Consider the following 24,252-nt stretch of genomic DNA (forward strand, 5'->3'; position numbering starts at 1 on the left):
TACAACGAGGAGGCAGTTATGAAAGTATTTACGAAATGGTTAAACCGTGTGTTCATTGATGGGTTAAGCGGAATGGCACACGGTCTTTTTGCGACGCTGATTGTCGGAACGATTATCCAGCAGATTGGCACGCTGGTGGGCGGCGGCATCGGAGACACCATTTTCTTAATTGGAAAGGTTGCCGCGGCGCTTACCGGCGCGGGCATTGGCGTCGGTGTGGCAAGCAGGTATAAGGAAAGTCCGCTGGTTATCCTGTCCGCGGCGACGGCAGGTATGGTCGGCGCTTTTGCCAGTAAGCTGCTGGCGGGGCAGGTCCTGGTGGACGGCGTGATGCAGTTCTCCGGTCCGGGAGAGCCGCTGGGCGCGTTTATTGCCGCATACATAGGAATCGAAGCCGGACATCTGGTATCCGGTAAAACGAAGGTGGATATTCTGGTGACGCCGATTGTCAGCATCGGGGCAGGCTCTGCGGTCGGACTTCTGGCGGGACCGCCGATTTCACAGCTTATGACAAGCCTGGGTGCGCTGATTAACTGGGGAACCGAACAGCAGCCGTTTCTGATGGGAATCGTGGTATCGGTGCTGATGGGCATGATTCTGACGCTGCCAATCAGCTCGGCGGCGCTTGGCGTTATCCTGAATCTTTCCGGTCTGGCAGCGGGCGCGGCAACGATTGGCTGCTGCTGCAACATGGTCGGTTTTGCGGTGGCAAGCTACCGTGAAAATAAAGTCGGCGGTCTGCTGGCGCAGGGCATCGGCACTTCCATGCTCCAGGTGCCGAATATCGTGCGCAAGCCCATCATCTGGCTGCCGGCGATTCTGTCAAGCGCGATTCTCGGTCCGGTTGGCACCATGCTTCTGAAAATGACGAGCAATGCGACCGGTTCCGGCATGGGAACGGCAGGTCTGGTCGGACAGATTATGACCTGGCAGGTGATGACGGCGACAGAAGCGCCGGAAATCGTGCTGATTAAAATCCTGGCGATACAGATTATTCTGCCGGCGCTCGTGACGCTTGCCATTTCCGAGGCGATGCGCAAATGGGGATGGATCAAGCCGGGCGATATGAAACTGAATTTATAAAGGAACACAGTCTGGAACAGCCGCTTAGCCGCGGCTGTTTTTTGAATGCAGATAAGCATGCGGCAGAGAAAAATGCGAATGTCCGCTCTGCGATATTTCCTTTAAGAAAATCCACCTGATTTAAGTTTTTGGAATATCGCTTTTTTACAAAAGGGGTTATAATATGAGTCGGAGGACAAATGGATGGAGGCTCATTTATCGGACAGCTTATAATATGAGCCGCAAATTACAAAACTGCTTTGGAGGTGGTGCGGATGGGACCGGGGAAACGGCTGCTTGCAAAATACAATAGCTGGAAGCTTGGCAGAAAGCTTCTGGTGGCTTTTGCACTGGTTTCGATTATTCCGATTCTGTTCGTCCAGATTGTCGCGTTCCAGATAAATAAAAACCAGATGACGGAAAAGATAGACGAGCTGATGGTCAGCAATCTGACGCAGATAGCCGAGCGGGTAAATTTAAATCTGAAGATATACACAAATCTTATTTACCAGATTTATAAGGATGAACAGGTTATCGACAATATCCTTGCGCTGGAGGATGACCAGGACAGCAGGAAGGCGGTTGCCTATAACCAGGTAGTCAACCGGCTGAAGCAGTACCACAACAGTGAAGCCGGTATCCGCTGCCTGAGTATTGTATGCCCGGACGGCGGAGCGGTGGTCTACGATTTTGAGACAGATTCCTCGCTGAACACTGTCTGGCAGGATTATTCAGACCTTCGTCAGACGCCGCCCTATCTGGAGTCGGCGGATGCGCCCGGCATGGTGGTCACAGATACCATGAATTTTAACGGGAAGGAAAAAGGACATTTCTATCACATATCAAAGCGTATGTTTGATTTTGACCATCTGGAGCGGGGCTGTATCGCGACGGTTATCATGACGATAGAGGAGCGCTCGCTGAATGCCATCTGCAGCAACGGCGACATGGATGAGTACAGCATCAATTTTATCATTAATGAAGAGCGCCGGGTCGTTTCTTATCCGGATGAGGACTTTGCGGGAATCGTCATGAACCCGGAGCTGGAGATAGAAGATTTTGTGCGTGTTTCCGGATATCTGCGCAACCGGGATATGACGATTAACCGTTACGAGGACCCGATAACCGGATGGATTTTCTGCAATGCCTATGATAAGGATTATATGCTGAAGGATGTGACGAGGACGCAGCAGGCGCTGGTACTGATTACGGTGCTGACGCTTTTGTTTGCAACCAGCCTGATTATATACACGGTGCGCACGATGGACGCGTCTGTCCGTTCTGTGGTGTCCGGGATGCAGCAGGTCCAGAAGGGAAATCTGGATGTGGTCGTGCCGGTGCGTTCTTTTGATGAAATCGGAACGATTGCAGATAATTTTAACGATATGACCGTGAAGGTAAAAGAGCTGATTGAAGAGGTGGGCGAAGCGAAGGAGCAGCAGAAGAATGCGGAAATACGGGCGCTGGAGGCACAGATCAATCCGCATTTTCTCTACAATACGCTGGATTCCATCAACTGGATGGCAATCGAAAAGGGCGAATTTGAAATCAGTAAAATGCTGCGGGACCTTGGCGTGATTCTGCGCTACAGTGTAAATAAAAGCAATCAGATGGTCAGTATCTGGGAGGCGGCGGACTGGCTGGAAAAGTACATCAGCCTGCACCAGATGCGGTTTAACAATGCATTTTCCTGTGAAATAAATGTAGAGGAGCGCATCCGGGGTGGAAAGATATATAAGCTGCTGCTGCAGCCGTTCGTAGAAAACTCGATTCTGCACGGCTTCCGTGATATTGAGAGCGGAGGATTATTGCGGATTGATATGTCGTCTGCGGAGGATGGCGGCGGGATTACCATCATTATAGAAGATAACGGAAAGGGGATGCCGCCCCATCTTCTGAAAAACTACAATGATAAGGAAAAAGCAATCGCGGATGACGGAAGAGGCATTGGGCTGCATAATGCGTTCGCCAGAATGCACATGTATTACGGGGATGAGGCCTCCTGGAACGTAAGCAGCATCTGTGGTATGGGGACTGTCGTAACGCTGCGCCTGCCGCTTCGAAAGGGGGAAGAGCCATGAGAATACTGATTGTGGAGGATGAGATAAAAATCCGGACCGGAATGTCGAAACTGATCTCCGCCCACACCGCCCACACGATCGTCGGCGAGGCCAAAAACGGGAAAGAAGGGCTGGAGCTGATTCTCCGCCTGCACCCGGACCTGGTGATTTCAGATATCCGGATGCCGGTGATGGACGGACTGGAGATGCAGGAGGCGGCAAACCGCGCGGGCGTGAAATGCCATTTTATTATATTGAGCGGCTATTCGGAATTTGAATATGCCCAGAAAGCGCTGCGCTACGGAGCGGATGACTATCTGCTAAAACCGCTGGCGGCGGAGGATGTGACGGAAGTGCTGGAAAAAATCCAGAATCTCGTCCGGGAGGAGGAAAAGCGGACGGTGCAGAGTGCGGAGGGACTGCTGCGCGATATTCTGCTCGGAGGAAGAACGATCACAGAGGAGGATTATAAGAAGCTGGAGCGGCTTGCAAAGCTGCGGGAAGGAGAGCCGTGTTATCTGGCGGCAGGCTGCCTTGGGGACGCCAATGCAGGATATGCCGCGTCCGCTGCCCGGCAGTGGGAGCAGATAAAGAGCCTGGAACCGGAACTGCGAATCGTTTATACGATGCTGGAAAATACGCAGGAAATGTTCTGTCTGATTCAGGGGCAGACGGATAGCGGGCTGCTTGCGGAAAAAATGACACGCCGGCTTTACCGGAATCTGTCCGTGGAAGATATGCCGGTCTGGGCTGTTATAGAATTGGAAAATCTGCGGGAGCTGAAGGAAAAGGCGGCAGAGCTGCGCAGCCTGTATCTGTACGGGATGCTGCTCGGATACCGCACGGTTCTGACGAAAGAGCGGGCGCAGGAATGCGGCGGAGGGGAGTACCAGTATCCGGCGCATCTGGAGGGGAAGCTGAAGGTATCCATCTGCAACGGCACCGCAGAGGAGCTGAAGCGGGATGCGGAAGCCTTTATGAGGTATGTCAGAAATTTAAAATGCAGCCCGGTGTATTTCCGAAAAGCTTATGGAAAAATGATTGCTTTTATGGAGAATGTCTGCAGCGAGGTGAATCCGCAGGCGTACAGGCGGATGCAGGAGAGTGAGATAGAAAAGACGGCGGCGACCGCGCTGACGATAAAAACGCTGGAGGACTGTTTTCGCAGGGAAATCGAGATTATTTTGTCGGAGAAGGATAAAAAAGAGGATATCCGCAATTATACGATACGGAGGGCGATTAATTTTATCCGGGAGCATTACCGGGAAAATATTTCGCTGGAGCTCCTTGCGGAGCATCTGGAAATCACGCCGGAATATCTGAGTACCCTGTTTAATAAAGAAGTGGGAATCAATTTTACAACCTTCTTGAAACGCTTCCGTATCAGTCATGCCAAGCGGCTGCTAAAGGGAAGCAGCAAGAAAATTTATGAGATATCGGAGGAGGTCGGTTATCATGACCCGAAATATTTTAACCGGGTCTTTAAGGAGGAGGTAGGAGTATCGCCGGGAGATTACCGGCAGATGAGCTGACCGGAATGGAGGAGCTGCAATGAAAAAAATAATAGCTGTACTGCCGGTGGTCTGTATGGTCCTGCTGTGCGGCTGCAATCAGAAGGACGCCCGTAATCTGCCGCCGGCGGGCAAAGAAACGGAAAAAATCGTTATCTGGTCGTACTATGAGACGCAAGCGCAGAGAGAAGGACTGGATGAGCTGGTGCGCAGCTTTAACCAGTCGCAGAATGAGTACCGGGCGGAGTGGGAATATGTGCCGATGACCGGGTTTGTGAAAGGACTGTCGTCGGCATATACGGAAAACGACCTCCCGGATATGGCGATTATTGACAATCCGGATATGGCGGCGCTGATTCAGATGGGACTTTTTGAGGATATTACGCTGCAGGCGCAGGAGTGGGAGCTGGAGAACGAGTGTTATCCGTCCATGCTGGAAACGCTGAAATATGAGGGAAAATATTACGGGATTCCGTTTAACTGCAACAGCACGGCGCTGATTTATAATAAAGAGCTGTTTGCGGAATATCATCTGACGCCGCCGGAGACGTGGGAAGAGCTGCGGGAGGCGGCGAAAAAGCTGACAACTCCGGAACGAAGCGGCTTTGCTATGTGCTGCATCGAGAGCGAGCAGGGAGCGTTTCAGATTCTGCCCTGGATTCTGGCGGCGGGAGAGGATCCGCAGAGTCTGGGCGGGGAGGCGACCGTGGAGGCATTTGCCTTTCTGAAGTCGCTCCTTCTGGATGGAAGTATGTCGGAAAACTGTATTAATCTGACGCAGACGGACCTGGCGCTGGAATTTGCCGAAGGACGCGCGGCGATTATACAGAACGGACCGTGGGTTTTTCCGCAGCTGGATGAAGCGGGAATTGACTATGGCATTGTCCCGGTTCCGGGCAGAGAGAGAAACAACGCGGTGGTGGGCGGGGAGAATATCGGCATTTTAAAAGGCAAGAACCTGGAAGGCTCCCTGGCATTTCTGAGATTTTGCATAGAAGGGGATGAGATAACGGAATTCTGCCGGAAGGCGAGCGTCCTGCCGGCAAAAATTTCCGCAGCCAGGGAAAGTGTGGAAAAGCGGCCGGAGCTGGCGGTATTCCAGCAGCAGATGGAGAACGCGGTTACGAGAACTTCGATCCCGCACTGGAGCGCCGTCTCCGGGAAGCTGAGCGAGGGAATCTATAGGATTATTTCACAGGAAGAAACGCCGCAGCAGGCGGCTGCCGCGCTGCAGGAAAACTGACCAGAAATTTGTCCACCATTCTTAAATAATTAGAATTACACAGAAAAAGGACCTCCTTTATAATGAAATTAACAGCAGGAGCTGAGAAATTTCACAATAAAGGAGGTTTTTTCATGAAATTTAAGAAGGTATTGACAGCGGGCATCGCGGGCGCAGCCATTTGTGCGATGATGGCGGGCACGGCATCCGCGGCAGGACAGGAAGTGGTCATCTGGGATTACTTCGAGACGGATGCGCAGAAGGAAATGATGCAGACTCTGATTGACGGATTTAATGAGTCGCAGGACGAGTTTACGGCATCCCATGTGTATGTTCCGTTTGCGGATTATGAAAAGCAGCTTACGCTCGGCATTGCTTCCGGGGAGCTTCCGGATCTGGTAATTCTGGATGGCTGCAGCATGGCGTCTTTCATCCAGCTTGGTCTGTTCGGCGATATCTCAGATGCGGAAATTAACTGGGACGAGTACATCCAGGGACCGCTGGAATCTACCATGATGGATGGAAAGCACTACGGTATCCCGTTTGCGACAAACTGTACGGCATTGTATTACAACAAGGATATGTTCGATGCGGCGGGCATTGCATATCCGGATGAGAATACGACCTGGGACGACTTCCGCGAGATGGCGAAAGCGCTGACGAAGGACGGCGTATATGGTTTCGGAAACGCGGCAACCAATACGGACGAGGGAACCTTCCAGTGCCTGCAGTGGCTGTATACGGCGGGCGGTTCCTATACGGATATCGAGGGCGGTATTGACGCATACAGACTGATGCAGGAAATGATTGAAGAAGGTTCCTGGACAAAGGAATGTGTAAACTGGACGCAGTCCGATGTTAATAACAACTTTATGGCGGGCAACCTGGCAATGCAGCAGAACGGTCCGTGGCAGATTCCGGGTATCGAGGCAAATGCTCCGGATCTGAACTACGGCGTAACGGTGCTTCCGAAGAGAGACGCAGATTCCGGTCAGGCAACCTCCATTCTCGGCGGTGAGAACATGGGCGTGGTAAATAAAGAGGATATGTCCGGGGCAAAGGCATTTCTCCAGTATTACGACCAGACTGAGGTTATGGTAAATGCAATGAAGCAGTATGGCTCTTATCCTCCGAAGACAGAGGCGGCGCAGGACAGCTACTGGACAGACGACCCGATTCAGAAAGCATTCCTGACGCAGATTGAAACTTCGATTCCGAGAGGACCGAGCGCATCCTGGCCTTCTTATTCCAGCGCCATCCAGACAGGCTTCCAGGAAGTTATGACTTCCGCAAAGACGCCTGAGCAGGCGGCGGCAGATACGCAGGCGGCCGTTGACGCAGTGCAGTAAATAAAAATGGGAGGCTGCCGCAGAGCTTGCGGCAGCCTTTGTAGTTATGCGGGGCATCGACCCTGTTGAGTGCGCAAAGCGCACGAAATATCAACCACCCGCTATGCGGGTGCGCGGTGATTGTTATACAAAGAAATCACCTTTACGCCTATAATAGAGGTGTCCAAGCCACTATATAGAAAGGAAAGGTGATTTCAATGGCGAAGAAAGCCAACTCACTTGCACATACAAAGTGGATGTGTAAGTATCATATCGTCTTCACACCAAAGTATAGACGAAAAATGATTTACAATCAATACAAAGAAGACCTAAGAGATATTATAAAACAACTTTGTAATTATAAAGGTGTTGAAATAATAGAAGGTCATCTTATGCCAGACCATATTCATATGCTGGTAAGTATTCCGCCCAAAATAAGTGTATCAAGTTTCATGGGATATTTGAAAGGGAAAAGTGCCCTAATGATGTTTGACCGCCACGCAAATCTGAAATATAAATTTGGGAACAGACATTTTTGGGCAGAAGGATACTATGTCAGCACAGTAGGTCTCAATGAGGACACCATAAAGAAGTACATTCAGGAGCAAGAGAGAGCGGATATTATGATGGATAAATTGAGCGTGAAAGAATATGAGGACCCCTTTAGGGGTAGTCGGTAATACAAACGCCCCTTGAAGGGGCAGCGACGAGTGAAAAGCAAAGTGGCTTGAACGAAGTGAGAGCCAGCGCCTTGAGACGCGGGCCTAGTAACAAAGGCTTATAGCCGAAGCGCGAGCCACCCGTTAGACGGGTGGCAGCGACTGCCATGCATCCGAAGGGAGGAAGGGGAGGCAATGAAAAAGCACAGAAAACTGAACGGCGGTGCAAAGATGGGATTTTTGTTTGCGCTGCCGGCGGCAATTTATATGATGATTTTCATCGGTTATCCGATGATTCAGAACCTGATTTTAAGCTTCAAAAACGTAGATGTCTATTCCTTTGCGCAGCCGGATAATCAGAAATTTATCGGATTTCAGAATTATATAGAGCTGTTTACCAGCGGAAATTCCATCATGACAAAGGCGATTATCAATACCCTGATTTTTACGGTCGGTTCCATTTTCTTTCAGTTTATCATAGGATTCGGGCTGGCGCTTTTATTCAGCAGAAAATTTCCCGGCTGCTCTTTCTTCCGGGGCGTGACGATGATTTCCTGGCTGCTGCCGGTCACGGTTGCGGGGCTTCTCTTCAAATTTATGTTTGCAAGCTCCGGTGGTATCGTCAATCAGTTTCTGATGGCGCTGGGGCTGATTGAGAAGCCGATGGAGTGGCTGCTTCAGCCGAAAACGGCAATGGTGGCGATTATTATTGCCAATATCTGGATTGGAATACCTTTTAACATGATGCTGCTGATTACCGGACTTACCACGATTCCGGCGGAGGTTTACGAGAGCTGCAGCCTGGACGGGGCGAATAAGCTGCAGACATTGTTCCGGATTACCATCCCCATGATTAAACCGGCGATTATGTCCGTGCTGACGCTGGGGTTTGTGTATACGTTTAAGGTGTTCGATCTGGTATGGGTAATGACCAAGGGCGGACCGGTAAATTCCACAGAGCTTGTCTCGACCTATGCGTACCGTCTTTCTTTTGAAGAATTCCAGTTCAGCAAGGGAGCTGCCGCGGCGAACATTCTGTTCCTGATTCTTCTGGTGGTCGGAATCTTTTATATTAAACTGATAAATGAAGAGGAGGAGATTATGTAATGGGTAAAAAGGAAAAACGCAGCCAGTTTATTGCATTTTTGTGCGGCGCTATTATTTTTATTATATTTATCTTTCCTCTGTACTGGATGGTGGTGACAGCGCTGAAAACGCAGGTGGAAATTTTCGAGATTCCGACGCCGCTCTGGCCGCGGGATCTGACGCTGGAGGCGTTTAAGCAGCAGCTATCCTCGTCAAGCGATACACTGCGCGGGTTTAAAAACAGCGCGATTATTGCGGTGGGCGCAACGATTATCTCCACCGTGCTGTCCATCCCGGCGGCATATGGGCTGGCAAGGTTCCGCTTTAAGGCGAAAAAGGCGCTGATCTTGTTCTTCCTGATTACGCAGATGCTGCCCTCCACGCTGGTGCTCACCTCGCTCTATATTATGTTTTCGCGGGTGGGGCTTTTAAATACCTACTGGGCGCCGATTCTTGCGGACGCCACCCTTGGCATTCCGTTCAGCATCATCATTCTGCGCACCTACTTTTTGTCGATTCCGAAGGAGCTGGATGAGGCGGCGAATATCGATGGCTGCGGATACTGGAAGTCGTTTTTTACCATCATGCTTCCGATTGCGAAGCCCGGTGTGATCGTGGCAGCGGTGTTTTCCTTCGTCTATGCGTGGGGCGATCTGATTTACGGGATTACCTTTATCACGAACCCGACTATGCGGCCGATTACATCGAGTATTTATAATTATGTCCAACAGTATCAGACACTGTGGAATTCTACGATGGCATTTGGTATAATTGCAATATCTCCGGTAGTGCTGATTTTTATTTTCATGCAGAAGTACATTGTCAGCGGACTGACGAACGGAGCAGTAAAAGCATAAAGACAGGGACAGGAGGAAGCGATGAGATTACATTCAGCAGATTTAAAAAACATTTCAATCAGAGACGGCTTCTGGTCGAAGCATGTCGATCTGGTGCGCAGCGCGATTATTCCCTATCAGTGGGAGGCGATGAACGACCGGATTCCGGACGCGGAGTCGAGCCATTGTCTGGAAAACTTCCGCATTGCGGCGGGCAGGACGAAGGGAGAGTTTTACGGAGCGGTCTTTCAGGATACGGACGTGGCAAAGTGGCTGGAGGCAGTCGGCTTTTCCCTTGCCTGCTATCCGGATGCGGAGCTGGAGAAGACGGCGGATGAGGTGATAGACCTGATAGCGGAGGCGCAGTGCGACGACGGCTATATCAATACGTATTTTACCATCAAAGAGCCCAAAAAGCGCTGGACGGATCTGTGCGAGGGGCACGAGCTTTACACGGCAGGGCATCTGATGGAGGCTGCGGTGGCATATTACCAGGGAACCGGAAAAAGAAAATTTCTTGACTGCATGTGCAGATTCGCCGATTTAATCTGCGATACCTTTGGCACTGAGGAAGGAAAAATTCATGGTTATCCGGGACATGAGGAAGTGGAGATCGGACTGATTAAGCTGGCGGACGCAACCGGAAACAGGAAATATCTTGAGCAGGCAAAATATTTTGTCGATGCGCGGGGCGTGGGAGAAAACTACTTTATGAAGGAGATGAGCCGTCCGGATTACAAGATGATTTTCCCGGAATTTGCCGATTACACGCCCGCCTACTCCCAGTCGCATCTGCCGGTCAGAGAGCAGACGACGGCGGAGGGACATGCCGTGCGCGCGGTGTATCTGTACTGTGCGATGGCGGATATCGCCGGCGCGTACCAGGATGAGGCGCTGCTGCGTGCGTGCGAAACGCTCTGGAACAACATCGTGGAAAAACGGATGTATCTGACCGGCGGCATTGGCTCCTCCGGTATCCTGGAGCGCTTTACGGTGGATTATGATCTGCCGAACGAATATAATTATTCGGAAAGCTGCGCGTCCATCGGTCTGGCGCTGTTCGGGCTGCGGATGAATCAGATTATGCGCGACGGAAAATATATGGACGTGGTCGAGCGGGCGCTCTATAACACGGTGCTTGCGGGGATTGCGCTGGATGGAAAGAGCTTCTTTTATGTAAATCCGCTGGAGGTGTGGCCGCCGGCGTGCATGGAGGGAACCTCGAAAAGGCATGTAAAGCCGGTGCGGCAGAAATGGTTCGGCGTTGCGTGCTGTCCGCCCAACATCGCCCGGACGCTGGCATCGCTCGGACAGTATATCTACGGGGTGGATGAGGAAAACAGGGCGCTGTATGTCAATCTGTTTATTTCCAATGAGAGTACGATTGAGCTGGGAGAGGCGCAGGCGGCGGTCAGGCTGACGACGACGTATCCGGAGGAAGCATCCTTCACATTGGAGATAAAAAGCCTTCCGGAGGAGGGAATGGATGTCTTCCTGCGCGTGCCGGATTTTGCAGAGAATTACAGCGTGACTGTGGCGGGGACAGAGCAGCCCGCGCAGCCGGAAAATGGCTATGTCAGAGTACACGCGGATGCGCCGTGTACGATTCTGGTCTCCTTTGCGATGCCGGCGAAATTTGTCTATGCCAATCCGCAGGTGCGTGCGGATTCCGGCAAGGTCGCCATTGTGCGGGGGCCGCTTGTGTACTGTCTGGAGGAGGCGGACAACGGGGAAAACCTGCCGGCGGTATATGTGGACACCGCCGCCGGACTGGAGGAGAAAAAATCCCCGCTGTTTGGCGGAATCGTGACGGTAACGGCACGTGGAAAACGGATCGCACCGCAAAGCTGGAAGGGTGGTCTGTACGGTACAGAAAAACCGGAGCTTACGGACTGCACCCTGACCGCTATTCCCTACCCGTACTGGAGCAACCGCGGACAGGGTGAAATGCTGGTCTGGATAAAAGAACTGAATCACTGAACTGTTACACTCTCAAAAAATCCGTGGAAATTCCGCGGATTTTTTGTTGACATGCCCTTTGGCTTGTGTTATAGTATAGGTTGCATTATCGTGCAGAAGTGTACCTCAAGGGGTAATTATGCCCAAAAACAAATTGGTGATTTCTGGCAGAAACCTGGGAAAAATGTGTACACTTTTATATAAAAAGACAGGGGTGAAACGTCAATGGAGAAAAACAGGATACGTCCTATCAAAAACGGCAACAGTTTCCGGATGAGCTACTCCAGGCAGAAAGAGGTATTGGAGATGCCGAACCTCATCGAGGTACAGAAGGATTCCTACCAGTGGTTTCTGGACGAAGGGCTGAAGGAAGTTTTCGATGACATCTCGCCGATTCGTGACTACGGTGAAAAGCTGAGTCTGGAGTTTGTGGATTTCAAGCTTTGTGAGGATGATGTGAAGTATTCGATTGAAGAGTGCAAGGAACGGGATGCGACGTACGCTGCGCCGCTGAAGGTCAAGGTACGGCTTCACAACAAAGAGACAGATGAGATTAACGAGCACGAGATTTTTATGGGAGACCTGCCATTGATGACGGAGACGGGCACCTTTGTCATCAACGGTGCGGAGCGTGTTATTGTCAGCCAGCTTGTCCGCTCTCCGGGCATCTACTATGGGATCGCCCATGATAAAATCGGAAAAAGACTGTTTTCCTGTACCGTTATTCCGAACCGCGGTGCATGGCTGGAATATGAGACGGACTCCAACGACATTTTCTATGTGCGTGTAGACAGAACGCGAAAGGTTCCCATCACCGTTCTGGTGCGTGCGCTCGGCATCAGCACCAATGCGGAGATTCTGGAGCTGTTTGGCGAGGAGCCGAAGATCGTGGCGACGCTGGCGAAGGATACGGCGACCAACTACCAGGAGGGTCTGCTGGAGCTGTACAAAAAGATCCGTCCGGGCGAACCGCTTGCCGTGGAGAGCGCAGAGAGCCTCATCATGGCGATGTTCTTCGACCCGCGCAGATATGACCTGGCAAAGGTCGGACGCTACAAATTCAATAAAAAGCTGCTGCTGCGCAACCGTATCGCCGGACATGTGCTGGCGGAGGATGTAATCGACCCGTCCACTGGCGAGATCCTGGCGGAGGCAGGCACGAAGGCGACGCGCGAGCTGGCGGATACCATCCAGAACGCAGCCGTTCCGTTTGTGTGGGTGCAGACGGAGGAGCGCAACGTAAAGGTGCTTTCCAGCATGATGGTGGATATCACAAATTATGTGGATATCGACCCGCAGGAGGTAGGCGTTACGGAATTAGTATATTATCCGGCGCTGAAATCTATACTGGAAGAAAATAGCGATATCGAGGATATCAAAGAGGCGATCCGCCGCGATATCCACGATCTGATTCCGAAGCATATTACAAAGGAAGACATCCTTGCTTCCATTAACTATAATATTCATCTGGAATACGGCATCGGTACCGACGATGATATCGACCATCTTGGAAACCGCCGTATCCGTTCCGTCGGCGAGCTGCTGCAGAATCAGTACCGCATCGGTCTTTCCAGACTGGAGCGTGTTGTCCGCGAGCGTATGACTACGCAGGACCTGGAGGGGATTTCCCCGCAGTCGCTGATCAATATCAAGCCGGTGACGGCGGCGGTGAAGGAATTCTTCGGTTCCTCCCAGCTGTCCCAGTTCATGGACCAGAACAACCCGCTCGGCGAGCTGACGCACAAGAGACGTCTCTCCGCCCTGGGACCTGGCGGTCTGTCACGGGACAGAGCCGGATTCGAGGTCCGCGACGTACATTACTCCCATTACGGAAGAATGTGCCCGATTGAGACGCCGGAAGGTCCGAACATCGGTCTGATCAACTCACTGGCGTCCTACGCAAGAATCAACCAGTACGGCTTCATTGAGGCGCCGTACCGTGTAATCGATAAATCCGACCCGAAGAATCCGCGCGTCACCGACGAGGTCGTTTACATGACGGCGGACGAAGAGGATAATTACCATGTAGCGCAGGCGAACGAGGCGCTGGACGAGGAAGGTCATTTCATCCGTAAGACCGTATCCGGACGTTACCGCGAGGAGACGCAGGAGTACGACCGCGCAATGTTCGATTACATGGACGTATCCCCGAAGATGGTGTTCTCCGTCGCTACGGCTCTGATTCCGTTCCTGCAGAACGACGACGCAAACCGCGCGCTGATGGGTTCGAACATGCAGCGTCAGGCGGTGCCGCTTCTGACGACCGAAGCTCCGGTAGTTGGTACCGGTATGGAAACAAAGACCGCGGTCGACTCCGGTGTGTGCGTGGTGGCAAAACATGCCGGTACGGTGGAGCGCGTTACTTCAAAAGATATTGTTATCCGGACGGATGACGGAAAGCGCGATGAGTATCATCTCACCAAATTCCTGCGAAGCAACCAGAGCAACTGCTACAACCAGAAGCCGATCGTCTTCAAGGGCAACCGCGTGCAGGAGGGGCAGGTTATCGCAGACGGACCGTCCACCTCAAACGGTGAGATTGCGCTGGGTAAAAACCCGCTCATCGGTTTCATGACCTGGGAGGGTTACAACTACGAGGACGCCGTACTTTTGAGCGAGCGTCTTGTTATGGATGACGTTTATACTTCCGTTCATATTGAAGAATATGAGGCGGAGGCGAGAGATACAAAGCTGGGACCGGAGGAGATTACCAGAGACGTTCCGGGCGTCGGCGACGATGCATTAAAGGACCTCGACGAGAGAGGTATTATCCGCGTCGGTGCGGAGGTTCGTGCGGGCGATATCCTGGTCGGCAAGGTAACGCCGAAAGGCGAGACCGAGCTGACGGCGGAGGAGCGTCTGCTGCGTGCGATCTTCGGTGAGAAAGCGCGCGAGGTGCGTGACACCTCCCTGAAGGTGCCGCACGGTGAGTACGGTATTGTCGTAGATGCGAAGGTATTTACGAGAGAAGCGGGCGACGAGCTGGCTCCGGGCGTAAACCAGGCGGTGCGCATTTACATTGCGCAGAAGAGAAAGATTTCGGTCGGCGATAAGATGGCGGGCCGTCACGGAAACAAGGGTGTTGTTTCCCGTGTGCTTCCGGTGGAGGATATGCCGTTCCTGCCGAACGGACGTCCGCTGGATATCGTGCTGAACCCGCTGGGCGTGCCGTCCCGTATGAATATCGGACAGGTGCTGGAAATCCACTTAAGTCTTGCTGCAAAGGCACTTGGCTTTAACGTTTCCACCCCGATCTTCGACGGCGCGAACGAGAATGATATTATGGATACTCTGGATCTGGCAAATGATTATGTCAATCTGGAGTGGGAAGAATTTAAGGCAAAGCATGAGGAGGAGCTGCTGCCGGAGGTGCTGGATTATCTCTATGAGAACAGAGACCACCGCAAGCTCTGGAAGGGCGTGCCGATTTCCCGCGACGGCAAGGTAAGGCTGCGCGACGGAAGAACAGGCGAATACTTCGACAGCCCGGTTACGATCGGACACATGCATTACCTGAAGCTGCATCATCTGGTGGACGATAAGATCCATGCACGTTCCACCGGTCCGTACTCTCTGATCACGCAGCAGCCGCTGGGCGGTAAAGCGCAGTTCGGCGGACAGCGTTTCGGAGAAATGGAGGTATGGGCGCTGGAGGCATACGGCGCGTCCTATACACTGCAGGAAATTCTGACGGTGAAGTCGGACGACATCATCGGACGTGTAAAGACCTACGAGGCAATCATCAAGGGCGAGAACATCCCGGAGCCGGGTATTCCGGAGTCCTTCAAGGTGCTGTTAAAGGAGCTGCAGTCCCTTGGTCTGGATGTGCGCGTGCTTGGCGAAAACCAGAAGGAAGTAGAAATAAAAGAAACCGTGGAATACGGAGAAACAGACATACGTTCTGTGATAGAAGGAGACAGAGGCTATCGGCGTGACGACGACGCTCCGCTTGGAGACTACGGCTACAGTGAGCAGGAATTGGACGGCGATGAACTGGTAGACGTGGAGGAAGAGCCGGACGACGATGAGTTCTACGGAGATTTCGACGACAGTTATGTAGACGAGAACGAGTAAGGAGGGAACCGTTTTATGCCGGAAACAACAAACAATGAAGGGTATCAGCCGATGACGTTCGATGCAATTAAAATCGGACTGGCATCTCCTGATAAAATCAGAGAATGGTCCCACGGCGAGGTAAAAAAGCCGGAAACCATCAACTACAGAACTTTAAAGCCGGAGAAAGACGGGCTGTTCTGTGAGCGCATTTTCGGTCCGAGCAAGGACTGGGAGTGCCACTGCGGAAAATATAAGAAAATCCGCTACAAAGGCGTAGTCTGCGACCGCTGCGGTGTGGAAGTCACCAAATCCAGCGTCCGCAGAGAGCGCATGGGACACATCGAGCTGGCGGCTCCGGTATCCCATATCTGGTACTTCAAGGGCATCCCGTCCCGCATGGGACTGGTGCTCGACCTCTCTCCGCGCACGCTGGAGAAGGTGCTGTACTTTGCCAACTACATCGTTCTGGATGCGGGTAACACCAATCTGATGAAGAAGCAGGTGCTGACCGAGAAGGAATACCAGGAGGCAAGAGAGGCTTACGGAGACGGATTCCGCGTCGGCATGGGCGCGGAGGCTATCAAGGAGCTTCTGGAAGAAATCGATGTGGAGAAAGAGGCGGTGGAGCTGCAGGCGGCTCTGAAGGATTCTACCGGTCAGAAGCGCGCCCGCATCATCAAGCGTCTGGAGGTTATCGAGGCATTCCGCGAATCCGGCAACCGTCCGGAATGGATGATTCTGACAGTCATTCCGGTCATCCCGCCCGATATCCGTCCGATGGTACAGCTGGACGGCGGACGTTTTGCAACGTCTGACCTGAACGACCAGTACCGCCGCATCATCAACCGCAACAACCGTCTGAAAAGACTGCTGGAGCTTGGTGCTCCGGATATCATTGTAAGAAACGAAAAGAGAATGCTGCAGGAATCTGTGGACGCCCTCATTGATAATGGACGCCGTGGACGCCCTGTTACCGGACCGGGCAACCGCCCGCTGAAATCTCTTTCCGATATGCTGAAGGGTAAATCCGGACGTTTCCGTCAGAACCTGCTCGGAAAACGTGTCGATTATTCTGGACGTTCCGTTATCGTAGTCGGACCGGAGCTGAAGATTTACCAGTGTGGTCTGCCGCAGGAAATGGCAATCGAGCTGTTCAAGCCGTTCGTTATGAAGGAGCTGGTGGCAAACGGCACGTCGCATAACATTAAAAATGCAAAGAAGATGGTAGAACGTCTGGAGCCGCAGGTGTGGGATGTCCTGGAAAAGGTCATCAAGGAGCATCCGGTTATGTTAAACCGTGCACCCACACTGCACAGACTTGGTATCCAGGCATTTGAGCCGATTCTGGTACAGGGTAAGGCAATCAAGCTGCATCCGCTTGTCTGCACGGCATTCAATGCCGACTTCGACGGCGACCAGATGGCTGTCCATGTGCCGCTTTCCGTGGAAGCACAGGCGGAGTGCAGATTCCTCCTGCTCTCCCCGAACAACCTGCTGAAGCCGTCCGACGGCGGCCCGGTGGCGGTTCCTTCCCAGGATATGGTCCTCGGTATCTACTACCTCACGCAGGAGAGACCGGGCGCGAAGGGCGAGGGCAAGTTCTTCAAGAGCGTAAATGAGGCGATTCTTGCGTATGAGAACGGCGTCATCACGCTGCAGAGCAAGATTAAGGTCCGCGTGACAAAGAATGTGAACGGCGAGGAAAAGACCGGCGTGATTGAATCCACGCTGGGAAGATTCATCTTCAATGAGATCCTTCCGCAGGACCTGGGCTTTGTAGACCGGAGCATTCCGGAGAATGAGCTGAAGCTGGAGGTGGATTTCCACGTCGGCAAGAAGGGTCTGAAACAGATTCTGGAAAAGATCATCAATACCCACGGGGCGACGAAGACGGCGGAAGCGCTGGATGATATCAAGTCGATGGGTTACAAATACTCGACGAAAGCAGCCATGACGGTATCTATCTCCGATATGACGGTGCCGCCGGAAAAACCGGAGCTGATCGCGAAAGCGCAGGATACGGTGGATAAGATTACGCGCAACTACAAGCGTGGTCTGATCACGGAGGAGGAGCGTTATAAGGAGGTCGTGGAGACCTGGAAGACGACCGATGATATCCTTACAAAAGCGCTGCTGGATGGTCTGGATAAATATAATAACATTTACATGATGGCGGATTCCGGTGCGCGTGGTTCCGATAAGCAGATTAAACAGCTTGCCGGTATGCGTGGTCTGATGGCGGATACGACCGGACACACCATCGAGCTTCCGATTAAGTCGAACTTCCGTGAAGGTCTGGACGTACTGGAATACTTCATGTCGGCGCACGGCGCGCGGAAAGGTCTGTCCGATACGGCGCTGCGTACCGCGGACTCCGGTTATCTGACGAGACGTCTTGTCGACGTTTCCCAGGAGCTGATTATCCGCGAGGTGGACTGCTGCGAGGGCAAGGACGAGATTCCGGGCATGTATGTGAGCGCATTCATGGACGGCAAGGAAGAAATCGAGGGCCTGCAGGATCGTATCACCGGACGTGTCTCCTGCGAGACGATCCGCGATAAGAACGGCGAAGTTATCGTAGAGGCAAACCATATGATTACGCCGAAGAGAGCGGCGCGCATCATGAAGGATGCTGTTACGCCGGAGGGCAAGCCGTATGAGCAGGTGAAAATCCGTACCATCCTTACCTGTAAATCCCATATCGGTATCTGTGCGAAGTGCTATGGCGCGAACATGGCGACCGGTGAAGCGGTGCAGGTGGGTGAAGCTGTCGGAATCATCGCGGCGCAGTCCATCGGTGAGCCGGGTACACAGCTTACGATGCGTACCTTCCATACCGGCGGTGTTGCCGGCGGCGATATCACACAGGGTCTTCCGCGTGTCGAGGAGCTTTTTGAGGCGAGAAAGCCGAAGGGTCTTGCGATTATCACGGAAATCGCCGGAAAGGTGGAAATCCGCGATACCAAGAAGAAGCGTGAAATCATTGTGACGAACGAGGAGACCGGTGAGGCGAAGACTTACCTGATTCCGTACGGTTCCCGTATCAAAGTGCAGGACGGCGTTGTTCTGGAGGCAGGCGACGTGCTGACAGAAGGAAGCGTCAACCCGCACGATATCCTGAAGATTAAGGGCGTGCGCGCCGTGCAGGATTACATGCTGCGTGAGGTACAGCGTGTATACCGCCTGCAGGGTGTGGAAATCAACGATAAGCATATCGAAGTCATTGTGCGCCAGATGCTGAAGAAGATCCGCGTGGAGGAGTGCGGCGATACCGAACTTCTTCCAGGTACAACGGTTGATATCCTTGATTTCGAGGAGGCAAACGCAAAGGCGCTTGAGGAAGGTCTGAGACCGGCGGAGGGCAAAGAGGTAATGCTCGGTATCACAAAAGCTGCTCTGGCAACCAATTCCTTCCTGTCCGCAGCATCCTTCCAGGAGACCACCAAGGTGCTCACGGAGGCGGCTATCAAGGGTAAGATCGATCCGCTTGTAGGTCTGAAGGAGAATGTTATCATCGGTAAGCTGATTCCGGCAGGTACCGGTATGAAGCGCTACCGCAATGTACATCTCAGCACGGAGTACCAGCAGGATGAGGAGGAAATCGACCTGACCGAAGAGGAGGACGATGATGAGCTTCTCGATTTAGAGGACGATGCATTGGACGATCTGGAGGAGCTTGACGGTCTCGATGAATCCGAAGAGCCGGAGGATGAGGAACCGGAGGAAGAAGAGCCGGAGGAAGAACCGGAAGCTGAGGAAGACGGCGAAGAAGAGCCGGAAGAATAAAGAAGAGTAAAAGAAGCACAAAAGAAGCATGAAGAAAAACGGCGTCGGATAACGCAGAAAGTTATCCGGCGCTGTTTACATTTTCGGAATTGAGATTGCCGGAAATAGATTGTATTACTGGTTTACAGATATTAGGAATGCAGGGATGCAGATGCAAAAGCGATTGCAAAGATTGTGAAAGTGTGCGAAAATACAAAAAAGGATTATAAATCAGGTGAAAAAATGGAACGGAGGGGAAGCAGAATGAGAAAAGCAATGCCAATAGGCGTGGACGATTTTGAAGATCTGATTACAAGCGGCTATTATTATGTGGACAAAACCATGTTTATAAAGGAGCTGCTTGACCTGCAGGGAAAGGTGAATCTGTTTACCCGTCCCCGGCGTTTCGGAAAAACACTGAATCTGAGTATGCTGCAGCATTTTTTTGAGGATACGGGAAGCACAGAGAAGAACGAGGCAAACAGAAAACTGTTTTGTGGGCTGCAGATTATGACTGTCGGTGAAGAATATACAAAGCAGATGGGAAAATATCCGGTCATCAGCCTGACACTGAAATCGGCAAAACAGAATACCTTTGAATCGGCGCTTTTTAAAATAAAGGAAGAGATTGCAGGGGAGTTCAGACGGCACGAGATTCTTTTGGAATCTGAAAAACTGTCGGAGGAAGACAGACAGATATTTCGGAGGATTATGAACCGGAAAGGCGCTTACGATGAATATTCCGGCGCACTGAAATTTCTCAGCGAGTGTCTGTTTAAAGTGACAGGGGAAAAGACGGTTATTTTGCTGGATGAGTACGATGTACCGCTGGAAAATGCTTATTTTTCCGGATTTTATGATGAGATGGTAAGCTTTATACGTTCACTTTTTGAATCAGCGCTGAAGACAAACAGATTCTTGAAGTTTGCTGTAATAACGGGCTGTCTCAGGATTTCCAGGGAGAGTATTTTTACAGGGCTGAATCATCTGAATATCATTTCTGTACTGGACAGAAGATACAGTGAGCATTTTGGCTTTACAGAGCAGGAAGTATTGCAGGCAATGATGTATTATGGGGTGGAAAAGCGTTTTGACGATATGAAAAGGTGGTACGATGGCTATACCTTTGGGGATACAGAGGTGTATAATCCGTGGAGTGTGATAAAGTTCCTCTACGACCTGGATGCCAGTATAGACGCTTTTCCGCGTCCATACTGGATCAACACCAGCTCTAATGAGATTGTTAAAGAAATGGTAAAGAGGGCTGACCGGGAAATGAAGGGTCAGCTGGAGATGCTTCTGGACGGGAAAACGCTGGATATTCCGGTACATGAAGAGATTACTTACGGAGACATGTATGACAATGGGGAGAATCTGTGGAATTTTCTGTATTTTACTGGATATCTCACAAAAAAAGAAGAATATTTCTCAGAGGCTACCATTTTTTTGAAGGTCCGGATTCCGAATGTGGAAGTGAAAACAATCTATCAGAATACAATTCTGAACTGGTTCCGGGATAATTTAAAAAAGCAGGATTTCCGGGATCTGTACCGGGCGATGGAAAACAGAGACGCTGGCAGGATGAGTGAAATTTTAAATGAGCAGTTGTGGTCTACAATCAGTTTTTATGACAGCGCAGAGAATTTTTATCACGGATTTCTTGCGGGAATTTTAAGTCAGAGCGAGCAGTACCTGGTTCAGTCTAACAGAGAAACGGGAGATGGCCGCTGCGATTTGATGATAAAAAGCCCGTCCCTGCGGGGAAAAGCGTTTGTCATTGAATTGAAGGTGTCGAAGGAAATTGATGATTTGGAAAAAGACGCTGAAATTGCCATCCGGCAGATTCATGACAGGGGGTATATAAAAGAACTGCAGGCAGAAGGATACCGTGATATTACCTGTTACGGGATATCCTTTTTCCGGAAGGATTGCGAAGTGCGGCTGGATGAAGCGTAAGCCATTGTTTTTACATTTGCCGGAGCCGTCCTAAAAAGTGATATAGCCTCATAAGGAACTGACGGCAGAAATTAGCCTGACATTAACATAATTGAAACAAAACGCAAACCTTATAAAAACAATTTACTGTTATAGTAATGACATAAACAAAAAACAAGAAAGCAAGAAACAAAAATCAAAAATAAGAAGGAGAGACAGAATATGGCAAAGTCAAAGCTGGTACAAGCAAATGAAAAGATTGCGGAAGGGGTTGTCGGCGGCTACAAAAAAATTGAGGAGGGAGTCGTTGGCGGTTACAAAAAAATCGAGGAGGGCGCAGTCGGCGGCTTCACAAAAATGGCGGACAGATTTGTCGACAGCTTTCTGACAAAAGAAGGCGAGACTGTGGAGGAGGCAAAAGCAAGACTTGCGGCAGAACAGAGGGAGAGAGAAGAAAAAACACCGCGGCATCATTGATCAGTATAGCGGGTGCATTGCTGGTTCCCTTTATCAGAGGATTGAAATAAAAAATACTCCTTTTCGATAAGATTGAATTCTTACCGAAAAGGAGTCATTTTTTACCAGGAACACAGATTATTTATATAACTGCCCGTTTACTACTGTATAGGTAACACCATTATGTTTAATTGTACCATTGTAGTTTGTTGCAAGCTCGCCGCTAATGATGTAGAACATTTGACCATCGTAGGATGCAATACCGGTATGCTGTGTCTGAAGCTGACCGTTGGCTGTAAAGTGCCATTTTCCATCTTTCGGATCCTGCCAGAGACCATTTGCTTCCCTTGCAATCCGTCCAGCCGCAACAATAAACTTACCTCCATTATACTCAACAATTCCATTCATATCTGTATCCAGATAGCCATTTTCCAGATAGAACCACTCATTATCATACAAAGCAAGTCCTTTGTATGCATTCTGTATCTGCCCCAGAGAAAAGAAGTAGAATTTATCACCCGCCATCGTCTCATCCAGTGCATCCTCTATCAGATGCAGACCGTTCATATCTGTTGCAACCGTGCCATTTTTGATATAGAACTTACCGCCATTATACTCTGTGAGTCCCACGAAACCTTTATCTACTTCGCCTTCTGTAAAATAGTAGAATTGATTCCCTGTTGTTGTGTCATCCAGTTCATCCGCTATCCAATGCAGACCGTTCATATCTGTTGCAACTGTGCCGTTTTTGATATAGTATTTATAGAAAAGAAGATTGGCAAAATTAACTTCCACGATTCCTTCGAAGCTTGTATCTACTTTGCCATTTGTAAAGAAATAGTATCTATCAACTGTTGTCTTCTCTCCATCATCCACTGCTGTCGATACCCAATGCGGACCGTTTAGATCCGTTACGGCCACGCCATATTCAATATAGAATTTAGTGCCATCCTCATATTCCGCTAGTCCGGTAAAAGTATATCCACCATCTACTTTGCCGTTTTTAAAGAAGTAATATCTGTCACCTGTTGTCGTTTCATCTCGTTCATCCTCTATTAGGTACAGACCATTCATATCCGTTGCGACGGTTCCATTTTTAATATAATATTTATCTTTTTGATATTTGAGATTCGGGATTCCTTCAAATTCGGCATCTATTTCATCACCTACATAATAATAAAGTTTTCCGTCCTCACCTTCCCGCAAATCTTTAATCAGTTCTGGGACATACTCTTTATCAATAGTAATCACCCGCTCCGACGACCCGCCATAGCATTCTAATTCTTCTACACTGCCGTCATCGTTCTGATGCATAATATGTGCTTTTATACGAACTTCGCATTCATCTGCATCCTCATTTACCGTTAGATAGGCACGCTGGTTATTTTCTTTATTTACTTCAATCGAAATGGCGTCTTTACCTTCAATAATCTCCCATTCAACATAAAAATCCAAAAATTCGTCAGCATGATGTTCTCCATCAACATCATAATTGTAATTAATTTTTGGACCGATTTCTATAGTTTCTCCCGGCTTCATGGTAGAGCGTATGCCAATCGACCAGTTTTCACCTACATAAGTAAACATTTCCATGTAATAATATTCATCCGGGTACAGACTGGGAAAATCACTTCTGCTCTGTTTAGCGTTTTTTTGTTCTTCAGAAGCAGGCTCTGCGTTTACTTCGGAGGTTACTTCTGTCGCAGTCTCTGTTTCTATTTCAGAGATTACTTCTGTCACAGTCTCTGTTTCTGTTTCGGAGGTTGCCTCTGTCACGGCCTCTTCCACGGTTTTGTCGCCCTCTGATATTTCCGGTGTGGTATCCGGTTCTTTTTCAGTATCTGCCGTTTCCGATACCGGTTCTTCAGACAACAATTCTGCTATGTAAGTTTCTTTCTGTTCAGCCTCTGTCTGCGCCTCTTCTGCAAAGACAGCAAAAGAGCTGCTGCCTGTTACCAGTGCCGCAGTCAGAAAGAAAGCTGTTGCTTGTTTCCAATGTCTCCTCATTCGACGTTCCTCCCTCTGGGTTATATTTTTTCCAGTATAGCATGACTTTACTTTTGTTACAATGTCACTTTTTGACAAAATCACCAGTTTTTTATTACTTAATTATGAATGGCAGGTATTACATTTAGCATTTGCGGAAAGCCGGGGAACTAGACAAAAATTCGTTTGTTGCAAATTTTGCAAAGGCTCGGACGTCCGCGGACAACATGGAGCAGCGGAAGCCGCTTTTATGAATTGAAACGGCGGAAAAAGTGTGCTATCATGAACGCATGGGCAATATACACGGAAGAACGAAAGGTTTGGACGTGGG

Annotated in this window: 14 protein-coding genes; 13 read left to right on the top strand and 1 reads right to left on the bottom strand. The window is 50.4% G+C overall.

Translation table 11 applies throughout. The features are described 5' to 3' along the window. Nucleotides 1-18: 18 nt before the first annotated feature. The 13 genes from NQ534_RS15450 to NQ534_RS15510 all read left to right on the top strand — a co-directional run bounded on the left by NQ534_RS15450 (nucleotide 19) and on the right by NQ534_RS15510 (nucleotide 21,956). Nucleotides 19-1,083 carry a PTS sugar transporter subunit IIC gene (locus tag NQ534_RS15450; RefSeq protein ID WP_006862661.1) on the top strand — a complete coding sequence of 355 codons (1,065 nt, stop codon included), beginning with the start codon at nucleotides 19-21 and terminating at the stop codon, nucleotides 1,081-1,083. 254 nt (nucleotides 1,084-1,337) lie between these two features. Further along, on the top strand, nucleotides 1,338-3,143 hold the full coding sequence (locus NQ534_RS15455; RefSeq protein WP_006862662.1) for a sensor histidine kinase: 1,806 nt from the start codon (nucleotides 1,338-1,340) through the stop codon (nucleotides 3,141-3,143). Further along, the gene (locus tag NQ534_RS15460) at nucleotides 3,140-4,654 is read left to right on the top strand and encodes a response regulator transcription factor (protein WP_006862663.1); all 1,515 of its coding nucleotides are present in this window, start codon (nucleotides 3,140-3,142) and stop codon (nucleotides 4,652-4,654) included. Before NQ534_RS15455 ends, NQ534_RS15460 begins: the two co-directional genes overlap by 4 nt. 19 nt (nucleotides 4,655-4,673) lie before the next feature. Further along, the gene (locus NQ534_RS15465; RefSeq protein ID WP_006862664.1) at nucleotides 4,674-5,876 is read left to right on the top strand and encodes a sugar ABC transporter substrate-binding protein; all 1,203 of its coding nucleotides are present in this window, start codon (nucleotides 4,674-4,676) and stop codon (nucleotides 5,874-5,876) included. Between the two features lie 113 nt (nucleotides 5,877-5,989). After that, on the top strand, nucleotides 5,990-7,204 hold the full coding sequence (locus tag NQ534_RS15470) for an extracellular solute-binding protein (RefSeq protein ID WP_040783850.1): 1,215 nt from the start codon (nucleotides 5,990-5,992) through the stop codon (nucleotides 7,202-7,204). Nucleotides 7,205-7,401: 197 nt separating this feature from the next. Further along, a complete protein-coding gene (gene tnpA / locus NQ534_RS15475) occupies nucleotides 7,402-7,863 on the top strand; it encodes an IS200/IS605 family transposase (RefSeq protein ID WP_006862666.1) in 462 nt (153 codons plus the stop codon). Between the two features lie 174 nt (nucleotides 7,864-8,037). Further along, entirely contained in the window at nucleotides 8,038-8,949 is a 912-nt protein-coding gene (locus tag NQ534_RS15480; RefSeq protein ID WP_006862667.1) for a carbohydrate ABC transporter permease, read from the top strand. After that, nucleotides 8,949-9,785, top strand: coding sequence for a carbohydrate ABC transporter permease (locus tag NQ534_RS15485; protein WP_006862668.1), 837 nt, complete (start codon nucleotides 8,949-8,951; stop codon nucleotides 9,783-9,785). Before NQ534_RS15480 ends, NQ534_RS15485 begins: the two co-directional genes overlap by 1 nt. A 21-nt stretch (nucleotides 9,786-9,806) precedes the next feature. Further along, nucleotides 9,807-11,744, top strand: a complete 1,938-nt coding sequence (locus tag NQ534_RS15490; protein ID WP_006862669.1) for a glycoside hydrolase family 127 protein — start codon at nucleotides 9,807-9,809, stop codon at nucleotides 11,742-11,744. A 204-nt stretch (nucleotides 11,745-11,948) separates the two neighbouring features. Next, nucleotides 11,949-15,797: a DNA-directed RNA polymerase subunit beta gene (gene rpoB, locus NQ534_RS15495; protein ID WP_006862670.1), complete on the top strand. Its 3,849-nt coding sequence runs from the start codon at nucleotides 11,949-11,951 to the stop codon at nucleotides 15,795-15,797. A 15-nt stretch (nucleotides 15,798-15,812) separates the two neighbouring features. Then, nucleotides 15,813-19,565 carry a DNA-directed RNA polymerase subunit beta' gene (rpoC, locus tag NQ534_RS15500; RefSeq protein WP_006862671.1) on the top strand — a complete coding sequence of 1,251 codons (3,753 nt, stop codon included), beginning with the start codon at nucleotides 15,813-15,815 and terminating at the stop codon, nucleotides 19,563-19,565. A gap of 243 nt (nucleotides 19,566-19,808) precedes the next feature. Then, the gene (locus NQ534_RS15505) at nucleotides 19,809-21,500 is read left to right on the top strand and encodes an AAA family ATPase (RefSeq protein WP_040783921.1); all 1,692 of its coding nucleotides are present in this window, start codon (nucleotides 19,809-19,811) and stop codon (nucleotides 21,498-21,500) included. A gap of 201 nt (nucleotides 21,501-21,701) precedes the next feature. Continuing rightward, entirely contained in the window at nucleotides 21,702-21,956 is a 255-nt protein-coding gene (locus tag NQ534_RS15510) for a hypothetical protein (RefSeq protein WP_006862674.1), read from the top strand. Nucleotides 21,957-22,073: 117 nt separating this feature from the next. On the opposite strand, the gene NQ534_RS15515 is transcribed toward NQ534_RS15510, so the two are convergent. Continuing rightward, nucleotides 22,074-23,942, bottom strand: coding sequence for a hypothetical protein (locus NQ534_RS15515; RefSeq protein ID WP_006862675.1), 1,869 nt, complete (start codon nucleotides 23,940-23,942; stop codon nucleotides 22,074-22,076). Between the last annotated feature and the right edge of the window lie 310 nt (nucleotides 23,943-24,252).

Source organism: Marvinbryantia formatexigens DSM 14469 (assembly GCF_025148285.1).
Lineage (GTDB): Bacteria > Bacillota > Clostridia > Lachnospirales > Lachnospiraceae > Marvinbryantia > Marvinbryantia formatexigens.